The sequence below is a fragment of the Acinetobacter sp. ANC5681 genome (assembly GCF_023488045.1).
Taxonomy (GTDB): domain Bacteria; phylum Pseudomonadota; class Gammaproteobacteria; order Pseudomonadales; family Moraxellaceae; genus Acinetobacter.
This window is the reverse complement of sequence record NZ_JAMFKZ010000008.1, coordinates 17,811-30,045: the sequence shown is the minus strand read 5'-3', so window position 1 is coordinate 30,045 and position 12,235 is coordinate 17,811. Positions and strand designations below refer to the sequence as shown.

Below are 12,235 nucleotides of genomic sequence, written 5' to 3'. Positions count from 1 at the left end.
AATGCTAAAGTTGTGTTATTACAAGCAGACACCCAGTTGATTGCGACCGAAATACGTGACTATCCCGAATGGCACAAGGGCCGTTCAGATTATGGGCTTTGGTATATTGAGATTGATCAACCTGAATTGATTCAATATTTAGATGAAATTCAAACACAGTTTTCTGATCTATTACTTGCTGTACAGCAACGCCAATACCACATTACACTATTTGTTTGTGGTTTCTTACAACCTTCAGCTCATCAGTACGATGACGATTTTCAGATTCAACAATTACAGCAGCAGATCAAGCTGATTGAAGCATTACAGCTCAAACCTTTTGAGCTTGAAATCATACAGATCGATAGCTTTAGTAGTGCTTTGTTTCTACAGATTAAAGATCATCAGGGCGTACTAGAACTAATTCGTCAACAATTTGCTCAAGTATCTGGAGAAATTGCAGCACTCGAATATTGTCCGCATATTACTTTAGGCTTGTATCGTGAAGCTTGGCTGAGTGATATTGTACTTGAGCGGATGCAACAACTTTCGGTAAAAACTATAAATATTGAGGTCAAAAAACTGACTTTTGGTTATTATAAAGCACAGATTTTACAAGGATTCCTATATCCTTATCGGCAAATTGAACTAGGTTAGACATGTTGCAACTAATTTTAGGTGGGGCGCGCTCAGGTAAAAGTCGTTTGGCAGAACAAACAGCCAAAGAGACAGGTTTATCTGTCATTTATATTGCAACGGCGCAGGCCTTAGATACTGAAATGCAGCAGCGTATTGCGCATCATCAACAACAACGTCCTGATGATTGGCAATTGTGTGAAGAACCTATTTTTCTTGCGGATCAACTGTTGCAATTAGATCAAGATAATCAAGTGATCTTGGTGGATTGTTTGACCTTATGGCTCACCAATTTATTGTTATCCGATCATGCTGAATTACAACAGCAGCAAACAGACAAATTTTTAAACCTATTACCCCAACTCAAATCACATATTATTTTAGTGAGTAACGAAACAGGACTGGGTGTCGTTCCTATGGGTGAAATTAGCCGTCGATTTGTGGATGAAGCGGGACGTTTACATCAAGCTTTAGGGCAATTAGCAAATAAAGTGGTGTTCTGTGTGGCAGGTTTCCCAATGATTTTAAAAGATGAGAAATAATATGACTGAACAAGCGCAATGGTTTTTAGCCGCAGTACAACAACCTGATCTAGATGTAAAACAACAAGCTGAGCAACGTCAACTTCAATTGACCAAACCAACAGGCGCATTAGGTGATTTAGAGCAAATTGCGATTAATTTATCTGCTTTACAAAGAACAGTTTTCCCTAAAATTAACAAACCTTGGATTACTATTTTTGCTGGTGATCATGGTGTTGTAGCAGAAAATGTTTCAGCCTATCCTCAAGCAGTAACTCGTCAAATGTTGCAAAACTTTGCTTCGGGTGGTGCAGCAATTAGTGTAATTGCTAAACATCATCATGCCCATTTACAAGTGATTGATTGTGGGACAGTAGGCGATAGTTACAATTATTTTGGAGTTGAATGCCATACTATTCGTGCTGGCACTGCTAATTTTGCAGAGCAAGCTGCGATGACCAATCGAGAGTGTTTAGCAGCGTTAGAGCTAGGTAAAAATAGCGCTGATCTTGCTAAAGCGAAAGATGCGGATATTTTTATTGCAGGTGAAATGGGAATTGGCAATACCTGTTCAGCTTCAGCACTTGCTTGTTTGTTGCTGTGTGAATCAGCCCAGCAACTGACAGGTTTAGGAACAGGAATTAATATTGAGCAATTACAACATAAAATAAAAGTGATTAATCAAGCAGTAAAGCTTCATAAAGCAAATGTGGCCAATGATGCATTAAAAATTCTGGCTGCCGTAGGTGGTTTGGAAATTGCTGCAATCACAGGGGCTTATATACGATGTGCGCAAATTGGTTTACCTATTATCGTCGATGGCTTTATTAGTTCGGTCGCAGCTTTATGTGCAGTACGTATTCAACCACAAAGCCGTGAGTGGATGCTTTTTGGACATCAATCAGCGGAATATGGTCATCAGCGTGTTTTAAAAGAATTGGATGCCCAACCAATTTTAACGATGAATTTACGTTTAGGCGAAGGCAGTGGTGCAGGATCAGCATTATCTATGATTCAGCTTGCCTGTGTCTTACATAATCAAATGGCAACATTTGCTGAAGCTGCTGTAACAGGTGATAAAGTTGCACCTTGATCTGCTACGACATGGTGAAACAACACTCAGTCATACTTTACGTGGGCACTTAGATGATGAATTGACTGAAAAAGGTTGGTTGCAGATGCAATCAACTATTAAGCATCGTTTAGATACTCAGACACAATGGGATGTCATCATTAGTTCGCCTTTACAGCGTTGCCATAAATTTGCACAAGCATTAGCGAAACAACTAAAACTGCCTTTATCACTCAATCCTGAAATCAAGGAAATGTATTTTGGTGATTGGGAGGGTATTGCGACTCAAACTATTTATGAAACAGCACCTGAGCTATTGGCTAATTTTTGGCAATTTCCAACGCAATATCATGCTCCAAAAGGAGAGTCTTTGCTTCAATTCAAGCAACGAGTCATGGATGGTTTTGATGAAATTTATGTACAAATGCAGCGACACAACTGGAGTAAGGCATTGGTTGTGACGCATGGTGGGGTGATTAAATTGTTGACTTGTTTGGCGCGTCAGCAAAATCTAGATGATTTATTAACCACGCCCGCAGAGTTAGGAAAATTATATGCTTTAAACCTAACCCAAGTTGACAATCAAATTCATTTTTCTGAAATGACAGCAATTTAGTAGTCATAAAATCTTATTCTGTTTCCAGTATTTGCTTGGGTCATGTAATCGAATTGTCATTGCGACTGCCTATGATACATGTCATTTCTTGACCTATAAGCAAATTCATTATGAATATATTATTGAAAAGCAGTGTGTTATGCATGAGCATTTTATTGGCGGCATGTAATAACGACGATCACTCAGAATCAAAAACAATCCCAGAAAATAACACGGTATCAAAATATTATCAGACTAAAACTCCATACCAACCACAACAAGATCTAAAAAAATATGAAGCAATTCCACAGGGTTTCAAACCTGTTTTTACAGAGTTAGTAGCACGTCATGGTTCTCGAGGATTATCGAGCATTAAATATGATTTGGCACTTTATAATTTATGGAAACAAGCCAAGGCTGAGAATGCTTTAACACCTTTAGGTGAAAAATTAGGTGCTGATTTAGAAAATATGATGAAAGCAAATATTTTGCTGGGTTATGGCGTAGATGGGATTCGCCAGTATGGATATGGCAATGAAACGATGCTTGGTATTCAAGAACATCGAGGTATCGCAGACCGTCTTTTACAACGTCTACCTGATCTATTTAAAACAGCAGCGACACAACCTGAATCTATCTTAGTTCAAAGCTCAGGCGTAGATCGTGCGGTTGATAGCGCCAAGTTTTTTACTGCTGAATTGATTCAACAACAACCTCAATTGAAGAATCAAATTACACCTAAGTCATATACAAGTTTGGTCAGTACCAGTATTCCATCTATTGAAGATGGTGGCGTAGATCGTTTTAAACTTTATTTCCATAGCTTGAATAAAGATCAAGATTTGCTTAAACCATTATCAACAGAACAACAAGCAATCTATGATGCAAGTCAAGCCTATCAAAAATTCGAAACTCAAACAATGTTATCAAATTCAATAATCTAAGAATTAGTTTTTCAAATTGGGAATAGCCTTGCTATTCCGAATTTTATTTCCTCATAATTGCTAAATTATGAATCGAATATGATTGAGCTTATATGACGCCTTTTTGGATTGCCTTGCAATTTTTGACAGTTTTGCCGATTAACTTAAAAACAATGCCCAGTGCAAAACAAAATGGTCAGGCGATCTTATTTTATCCATTTGTGGGTTTGTTGATTGGGCTGATTCTGTTTGCTTCATCTCTAGTTTTAGTCAAGCTGCCAATTTTATTGATTGCCAGCATCATTTTAGTGTTATGGATTTGGCTCACAGGTGGACTTCACCTAGATGGTCTAGCAGATACAGCCGATGCTTGGGTCGGTGGTTTTGGTGATCCTGAACGTACACTCAAAATTATGAAAGACCCAACCTGCGGTCCAATCGGTGTACTGAGTCTTGTTGTGGTTTGTTTACTCAAGTTTGCTGCGCTGTATGTGCTGCTTGAACAGCATCTCAATACTTTTTTGATTTTAGTTCCAGTACTTGGGCGTAGTGTTCCATTATTTTTATTTCTAACCACAGCTTATGTTCGTGATAAAGGGCTAGGACGTTCAATTACTGATTTTATCCCAAAGAAACTTACGTGGACTGTTTTTGTCATTACAATTGCATTACTTTGTGTGTTTAAATGGTTAGGATTGTTGACTTTTATCTGCTTTATTACTGTGTTGTTTTTTTTAAGAGCCTTATTTATCAAAAGAATTAGTGGGATTACTGGTGATACTGTTGGTGCTGCAATTGAGCTGATTGAGACAGGATTAATGCTAAGTTTTGTGGTTGCTTCATTTTATATTTAACAGGTTTAATTCTAAAAAATTGATCCTCCTTAAACTAAGAAGGATCAATAAAGAACTTAGGACGATTTTCGAGCTGCTAATGTGCAACCGAAGATCACAAATAAAGCGATGAGTCCAGCAATACTGCCTAACAAGATATCTCTGAGTGTTTTATCTAGTGGTAGCCATGTCCATTGATGTAGATATGCAAAACTAAAACCTTCTAAAGCATCTTGTTGAGTGACTTGCGCTGCAATCACACCGCTACTTGGCTCAATATACAGCCTGAGTTGATCGCTTAAATTGCTTTCAACTTTAACCACGGGTAAACGTTTGTTGATAAAACCATATTCACCACCAAAACTGGTGACCCAAGAGCTTTGTGTAAAGTGATCCACTGGTAAATGTAAATAGTCGGCAGCCAACTGCTTACTTTGCTCAAGGGTATTTAATTTTGTCGCGGTATTCGCATCAATCAATTCAATTGCAGGGGCAGCACTTTGAGCATGATTATGATGATCATGTTCTTTGGCTGCGGTTTCAGTAACTTCTTAAGTTGATTGGCATTCATTGTTTATTTTCCAAAATGATAACGTAAACCTAATAAATAGGTTCGTGGTGCTGCAGGCGTATAACTAGCTTGATTACTGCTATATGAAGTACTGTCAGCATAATGGACATCAGCTACATTCAGAATTTGCCCATAAACCTCATAAGCATTTTTACGATAATTTGCACGTAAATTTAGAATGGTATGCCCATCATATTTTTCAGTATTAGCATCATCGATCCAATATGAACCGACATAAACACCTTCAGCCGAAAGTAATAATGCTGGAATAGGTTTGATTTGATATTCAATTGTGCCAAAACTTTTTGGAGAGTTTGGCATTGTATTGCCGCTATAGTTGAGTATTGATGAGGGCTGAAATTCTTTATATTTGTGTTTAGCGATACTTCCAGATAACTTTAAACGTTGATCATACTGTTCAGTAATATTCTAAGTTCCACCAATTTCGATACCTTGATGTAAGGTTTTGCCTGCATTTCTTGGTTCACGGGTATTATCAGGTTTTGTATAACTTAGAACTTCATCCTTACCTTGTAAACGATATAAGGTAATTTCTCCATCCAATCGGCCATCTAAAACTTTGAAACGTAAACCGGCATCAATATTATTAAATGTGGCTTCTTTTAAATCTGGTGTGACCAAATTTGCGCCATATAAACTACTAACTTCTGGTGGCACAAAACCTTGTGACCAATTGCTATACAGATCTAATTCATGTGAGATATTCCATACAAAACCAAGTTAAGGGCTTGACTTGTGAAAACTACGTTTTTCGTCTGGCGCACCTGTAACTTTAGAGGGAACAAGCTTGTTATCCAAGTCATAACCGATCCAATCATAGCGTGCACCACCAACCAAATTTAGATTCGGCAAAGCTTGCCAATTTGCTTGTGTGTACAATGCTTGGTTATTGACATCAACGTTGAAATCACGTAACAACTGACGTTGTTTGAAACCCGTATAAACTAGCGTGTTTGGATCACGAAAGACTTGAATATCATTGGTTTGAGCTTGGTTCGGTGAATGATCTGCCATCGCCCCAATGATCAATTTAACCTGATCCAAATTAATGGAATGCTGTAAATTTAAGCCATAAGATTGAAAAGCGTTATAGGTAGTTTGCCCGCTATAAGTTCCTGTAGGCTTTTTATCTTTTACATCAGTGCGAATATTGTAGCTCGGATTTTGAAGTGAGACACTGGATACGGAATGTTAAAAAAGCATTTTTATAGAGCGAGCGGTGGTGCTTGTTTAATTGGAAAGATATAGAAGATACGTGGAATTTGCAGATCTTCTGACCACGTATAACATAGGCATCGTACACGACTAAACCAAGCCAGTACAAAGATTAAAATAAACGCAATTAAAGGAATAATTGCAACAGCATCTAAACCATGTGTACATAAAGGACAATGCTTCATGATTTGACTAGCAAGAGCAAAAACCTCTTTGGTATAGTCACTCAGTTGATCATGCGCAGTCGATTGTAAATGCTGTTGATGATCCATTTCATGCATAGCGTGATGGTGACTTGAATGAGATTCAGACAACATCAAACTATTTTTAATATCTGTGACTTGGCAATGTGTAGGCATTGCATAGAGTGCAGGTACGACGCCAGTATGTACCATCGTTGGTAAGAAGATATGCCAGAGCAAACAAAGCAAAGTAATCGCACCGAATGAGGCACGCCACTTTAGCAAGTGTTGACGAAAACTGGACTTCATATCAGCGATACGTCGTAGGGGAAATGTGGCAGCAGTATAATTAAAAAAAATGTTACAGTTCAAAACAAATCCAATATTTAAGAACACAAATATATGGCAGATTACCGTATAAATTTTCCAGTTTTTTCGATGATCAAGAATGGAGAATAGAATCTACAGGGTAGATAATTTTATTATTCACCTATAAAAATGAAAATTATGAATTAAGTTTCTATGACCCTGTTCGTTTGATGCAAACACTAAATGATGATTTGCATTCCAGTCAATATTTTATAGAACAAAATTTAATTGTAATCCCAAACGGAAATAGGGCAAATATTGAAAAAGTAGTTTTAGATCTAGTGAGTCATGAAACTTTAATTGAAAATTTAAAAATAAAAACAGGCTCATGAGAGCCTGCTTTACATCTACTTAAAGATTAACGATTTGGTAAAACATCTTTAAGTGCTTCATGCATTTCTAACAATGCTTTTTCTGTTGTATCCCAATCGATACAACCATCAGTCACAGATTGACCATATACTAGATCACATAGGTTTTCAGGAATATCCTGACGACCGCCTTTAAGGTGACTTTCAACCATGATACCTACGATTGATTTATTACCATCCAGAATTTGCTCTGTGATGTTCTTTAAAACCAAAGGTTGCAGGTACGGGTCTTTGTTTGAGTTGGCATGACTGGTATCAATCATAATCTTGTTGCTGACTTTGGCTTTTGCCAAAGCTGCTTCTGCTTCCGCAACAGAAGAAGCATCGTAGTTTGGCTTGCCATTACCACCACGTAATACCACATGAGCATAAGGATTGCCTTTGGTATTGATAATTGCCACCTGACCATTTTCATTTAGACCCAGGAAGCTGTGGCCATGTTTAACGGATTGCATTGCATTGGTTGCAACAGTCAAGCCGCCATCTGTACCGTTTTTAAACCCAACAGGAGATGATAAACCAGAAGACATTTCACGATGTGTTTGGCTTTCTGTAGTACGTGCGCCAATCGCAGACCAAGAAATTAAATCTTGATAATATTGTGGAGAATTTGGATCAAGTGCTTCGGTCGCACATGGCAAGCCTTTTTCATTTAATTCAAGCAAAAGACCACGACCAATATGTAAACCTTTTTCAATATTGAAAGAGTCATTCATATCTGGATCGTTGATTAGACCTTTCCAACCCACTGTCGTACGTGGTTTTTCAAAATATACACGCATCACAAGGTATAAAGTATCTTTTACTTTTTCACTTAATTCTTTTAAGCGATCAGCATATTCGTTTGCAGCTTTAACATCATGGATTGAACAAGGTCCAATCACCACAAACAAACGTTTGTCATTGCCGTCTAAAATATTACGTACAGTTGCACGTCCTTGTAACACAGTTTGAGATGCAGCTTCAGATAAAGGAAGATCAGCTTTCAGTTCCGCAGGGGTAATTAAGGTTTGAATGCTTTTAATATTAACGTCGTCGATATCTGGCTGAGAAACTGGATTTGACTGTAGAGTATTCATTGCTGTCACAAATTCAATCGAAAGAAGAGGTTATTTTGTCTACGAATATAGCATGAAAAGCCGATTGATTAACTATCGATTCGCAAAAATTGCGGAAAACAATCGGCTTTTTTCAGAATTAAACCATACTAGATGAATGGCTTGTTTGTTGAACAACAGCAACTTTATGGGTTTCAACTGGTTTAGGTTTTGCCTTAACTGGATTAACCATAAAGTTAACACCAAGGGCAAATAATGTAATACCTAAGATTCTACGAATAAGTCTTTCTGGCATACGCGAACTAATTAAAGTTCCGACAATAATTGCAGGAATAGAACCAACAAGTAACCACATTAATAAATGAAAGTCGACATTACCTGAAGACATATGACTTAAACCAGCAACAGCGGTTAATAAGACAGCATGTACGACATCTGAACCAATAATACGGATCATCGGTAAGTTAGGAAACATAATTACGAGTGCCATAATCCCGAAAGCACCAGCGCCTACAGAAGACAGGGTGACGAAAATACCTAAAACCATGCCCATGATGACGATATATAAGCGTTTATGCTGGAGAGCATGCTGCTCACTTTCCATATTTGCTTGTTCACGATTACGGAAACGATCAAAGAACTTTTCAACTTGGCTACGAAATACAATAGAGATACCTGTCAAGGTCAACATAAAGCCTAAGACCATGGTCAGCACAGCTTTATAATGCGTTGATTGACTTAAATAATGTTCTAAAATCCAAGAGGTGGCAAAAGATGCAGGAATACTTCCAAGTGCAAGCCAAAGTACAATTGGCCATACAATATTTAGTTTTTTAGCATGTACCATTGAACCGCAAAATTTAGAAATAGAGGCATATAGCAGGTCTGTACCGATTGCAATATGAGGTTCAATTTTGAATAAACTAATCAAAATCGGGGTCATTAATGAGCCACCACCAACACCAGTGATTCCTACACAGAAACCAACCAAAACCCCAGCTAGAATAAATTCAACAGGACCAAACATAATCAATATGCCTAAATATGCAAAAACCAGCATATCTTATGCTTTTTTTAGATAACTCGTTGTGATGAATAGTGATTTACTTATGCAAAAAAAAGCTAAAGAATGTCGATGACGGTATAAAAACTGACTGAATTACACAGCCATGTTTCATTAATTTGCACTTATGAATTCGTCGAGTAAATCTTAGTTTGATCAAAGTGACGTAAAATAATTAATTGAAAAGTAGAGTGATTTAAACATTCTCTATTTTGCTAAAATTTTATTTTTGTTAGGTTTTAATTCATTAACCCATAACACAAGTAGAAATGTAATCGGTGTCGCAAATAGCCACCAACTTACAAATCCTATAGCGCTTCCATATTCAAGACAAAGCAAATCGTAGTAGTGGTTGCGCAAATGTAGCCATATGTAGACCATAAACGCCTGCATTTAAGGTTGCTACTGGACTATTATTTCTTGTGTTGCCTAAAATTTTTCCAGCACCATTTAAGGTAATTTGTGTTTGATTTAAGGTAATGGAATGATCTTCTAATAGGAGAATAAATATCAAATGAAAATGATTATTGTTAATATTAATAAATTGAAAATAAACTCGCAATCATTTAACTATCGTTAATCAAGATAATTTTTAAAGTAATGAATGGAATTTTAGATCAAATATTATAGTCACCAATCTTGAACAATTTGGATAGCTTATTATGATTCGATGTAAAATCATTTTGTTAGAATCATTCAAATATTTCAGTGGGGCATTGGTCTTGTTAAAGCAAAAACTAAAAATTGGTATCGTGGTGGGAGAAGTTTCTGGAGATACTCTAGGAGTGAAACTCATGCGCAGTTTTCGCGAACAAGGAATTGATGCTGAATTTGAAGGTATTGGTGGTCCACAAATGATTGCTGAGGGTTTCCATAGTTATTATCCAATGGAAATTTTATCAGTAATGGGCATTGTGGAGGTTTTGAAAGATATAAAGAAGTTATTTGCTGTACGTGATGGTCTAGTTGAACGTTGGACTGAACATCCAGTGGATATTTTTATTGGAATTGATGCACCTGATTTCAATTTACGTCTTTCTAAAACAATAAAAGAAAAGAATTTACCAATTAAAACAGTTCAATACGTAAGTCCATCTGTTTGGGCATGGCGTCAAGGGCGAGTACATGGTATTAAACGTAGTATAGATTTAGTGTTATGTTTATTCCCATTTGAAAAAACATTTTATGAAAATTACGATGTTCCAGCAGCTTTTGTTGGGCATCCACTAGCCAAACAATTACCTTTAAAAAATCCAATTGTAGAAGCAAAACATCAGCTTGGCTTATCTGCACATGAAATGCACGTTGCTTTATTACCAGGAAGTCGAAGAGGTGAAATTGACAGACTATTGCCTTTGTTAATTGGGGCTGCGGAAATACTACATAAGAAATATCCTGAACTAGAGTTTCTGATTCCAGCAATTAATGATGCTCGAAGACAACAAATTGAACATGGTATTCAAAATTTAGATGTAACTTTAAAATCAAAAATTTATATTTTAGAAAATACCGATGCTGAATCTAAAATAGGTCGTATGGTCATGAATGCGAGTGATATTGTCGCACTAGCATCGGGAACTGCGACGCTTGAAGCAATGTTATTACATCGCCCAATGGTGACTTTTTATAAGTTACATTGGTTAACTTATATGATTGCTAAGTTTCTCGTTAAGATTCCATACTACTCTTTACCTAATATCATTGCAGGTAAAAAAGTCATCCAAGAATTAATTCAAGCTGATGCAACACCAGAACACCTTGCTTCTGAAATTGAAAAATTAATGGATAATGAAACAGCACATATTCAGATGATGCAACATCTAAGTATGCATAAACAATTAATCTCAGGAGATACTGAAAATCCTGTTGATGCAATTCTGAATTGTTTAAAAACAAATTAAGTTAAAAAAGGTGGCATTTCAAATGCCACCTTATCATTTACGTTCTTAAAATCATTTCATAGCCTGTGTATTTACGAATATTGATGACACCAATATCGAGTAATAAATATTGCCCCTTAATGCCATGTAAAACACCACGAATTTTGGGTGTTTTATCCAAATTTAAGGACTTAATTTTTTCTGGATATTTTTCAACTGGGTAAATAAATTCTTTAGGCAATTCATGTTCTAAAAATTCAAGTTCTTCATTGAATTCTAAGTTTTGGCTAAACTCATCTCGAATCGTTTGAATTTTTGGTGCAAATTCTTCCAAAATCTGGTCACGTTGCTCAATTAAATTCAATGGTTCAGCTTCACCTTTAAGGAGCTTACGCCAATCCGTCTTATCGGCAATTTGTGTACCAAATAAAGTTTCTAAATGACCAGATAAGCGGCGTGAACCAACTTTTAAAATGGGTAAAGCTTGGGTTGCACCTTGATCTAACCATCGAGTTGGCATATTAACGATACGAGTAATTCCAATTTTTAGTGCGCTTGAATTAGCTAAATATACAATATGAGGTTGGAAACAAACCTTATCTGCAAATTCATCTTCACGACAAGTTCCAAGATGATAATGGCAAGTCTCAGGTTTCATAATACAAAGATCACATTCAGCTTTGGTCTTGAAGCACTTGAAACAGTGACCTTGTGAATATGATTTTGGAGTCTTTGCACCACACGAAGTACAAAAAATATTTCCAGTCCATTCAATTTCTAATTCTTGACCTAGTACGAAGGGTAGATCAGTTTCTGAACGATCTAATATAAATTTATATTCAACATTTGCCTTGCTGGTTGGTTGATCAGTTACACTATGCGTTTTGAGCGCTGCGTGCATTTTGTGACAAATGCCTTGTAGTTCCATCAATAAACTCTCATCTTT

The 12,235-nt window shown here is 36.7% G+C and carries 10 protein-coding genes and 5 pseudogenes; 7 read left to right on the top strand and 8 right to left on the bottom strand.

Annotated features, from left to right (window positions below; translation table 11 throughout):
- Positions 1-12: 12 nt before the first annotated feature.
- From M5121_RS06810 to M5121_RS06785, 6 genes and pseudogenes are all read left to right on the top strand, one after another.
- Entirely contained in the window at positions 13-636 is a 624-nt protein-coding gene (locus tag M5121_RS06810; RefSeq protein ID WP_249570710.1) for a 2'-5' RNA ligase family protein, read from the top strand.
- Positions 637-638: 2 nt separating this feature from the next.
- A complete protein-coding gene (gene cobU / locus M5121_RS06805) occupies positions 639-1,157 on the top strand; it encodes a bifunctional adenosylcobinamide kinase/adenosylcobinamide-phosphate guanylyltransferase (RefSeq protein WP_005160251.1) in 519 nt (172 codons plus the stop codon).
- 1 nt (position 1,158) lies between these two features.
- Positions 1,159-2,229 carry a nicotinate-nucleotide--dimethylbenzimidazole phosphoribosyltransferase gene (gene cobT, locus M5121_RS06800; protein WP_249570709.1) on the top strand — a complete coding sequence of 357 codons (1,071 nt, stop codon included), beginning with the start codon at positions 1,159-1,161 and terminating at the stop codon, positions 2,227-2,229.
- Positions 2,219-2,824 carry a histidine phosphatase family protein gene (locus M5121_RS06795; protein WP_249570708.1) on the top strand — a complete coding sequence of 202 codons (606 nt, stop codon included), beginning with the start codon at positions 2,219-2,221 and terminating at the stop codon, positions 2,822-2,824. The genes cobT and M5121_RS06795 overlap by 11 nt, the downstream gene beginning before the upstream one ends.
- 110 nt (positions 2,825-2,934) lie before the next feature.
- Positions 2,935-3,714: pseudogene (locus tag M5121_RS06790) on the top strand (histidine-type phosphatase); the annotation flags it as partial.
- Positions 3,715-3,839: 125 nt separating this feature from the next.
- Positions 3,840-4,580, top strand: coding sequence for an adenosylcobinamide-GDP ribazoletransferase (locus tag M5121_RS06785; protein WP_249570707.1), 741 nt, complete (start codon positions 3,840-3,842; stop codon positions 4,578-4,580).
- Between the two features lie 56 nt (positions 4,581-4,636).
- Here M5121_RS06785 and M5121_RS06780 read toward each other — a convergent pair.
- From M5121_RS06780 to M5121_RS06750, 7 genes and pseudogenes are all read right to left on the bottom strand, one after another.
- Positions 4,637-5,098 (bottom strand): annotated as a pseudogene (locus M5121_RS06780) (hypothetical protein); the annotation flags it as partial.
- 35 nt (positions 5,099-5,133) lie between these two features.
- Positions 5,134-6,318: pseudogene (locus tag M5121_RS06775) on the bottom strand (TonB-dependent receptor domain-containing protein); the annotation flags it as partial.
- Between the two features lie 38 nt (positions 6,319-6,356).
- Positions 6,357-6,857, bottom strand: coding sequence for a hypothetical protein (locus M5121_RS06770; protein WP_249570706.1), 501 nt, complete (start codon positions 6,855-6,857; stop codon positions 6,357-6,359).
- Positions 6,858-7,275: 418 nt separating this feature from the next.
- Positions 7,276-8,367, bottom strand: a complete 1,092-nt coding sequence (locus tag M5121_RS06765) for a 3-deoxy-7-phosphoheptulonate synthase (RefSeq protein ID WP_005160221.1) — start codon at positions 8,365-8,367, stop codon at positions 7,276-7,278.
- A gap of 118 nt (positions 8,368-8,485) precedes the next feature.
- Complete coding sequence (locus M5121_RS06760; RefSeq protein WP_087548379.1) at positions 8,486-9,373, bottom strand: sulfite exporter TauE/SafE family protein; 888 nt, start codon at positions 9,371-9,373, stop codon at positions 8,486-8,488.
- A 243-nt stretch (positions 9,374-9,616) separates the two neighbouring features.
- A pseudogene (locus tag M5121_RS06755) lies at positions 9,617-9,748 on the bottom strand (DUF1634 domain-containing protein); the annotation flags it as partial.
- Positions 9,744-9,911 (bottom strand): annotated as a pseudogene (locus tag M5121_RS06750) (PepSY-associated TM helix domain-containing protein); the annotation flags it as partial. The pseudogenes M5121_RS06750 and M5121_RS06755, both read right to left, overlap by 5 nt.
- Positions 9,912-10,131: 220 nt before the next feature.
- Here M5121_RS06750 and lpxB point away from each other — a divergent pair.
- Positions 10,132-11,310 (top strand): lipid-A-disaccharide synthase, encoded by a 1,179-nt coding sequence (gene lpxB, locus M5121_RS06745; RefSeq protein WP_171295023.1) that lies wholly within the window; start codon positions 10,132-10,134, stop codon positions 11,308-11,310.
- 37 nt (positions 11,311-11,347) lie between these two features.
- On the opposite strand, the gene M5121_RS06740 is transcribed toward lpxB, so the two are convergent.
- Positions 11,348-12,217 (bottom strand): DUF2797 domain-containing protein, encoded by an 870-nt coding sequence (locus M5121_RS06740; protein ID WP_249570759.1) that lies wholly within the window; start codon positions 12,215-12,217, stop codon positions 11,348-11,350.
- Positions 12,218-12,235 lie beyond the last annotated feature (18 nt).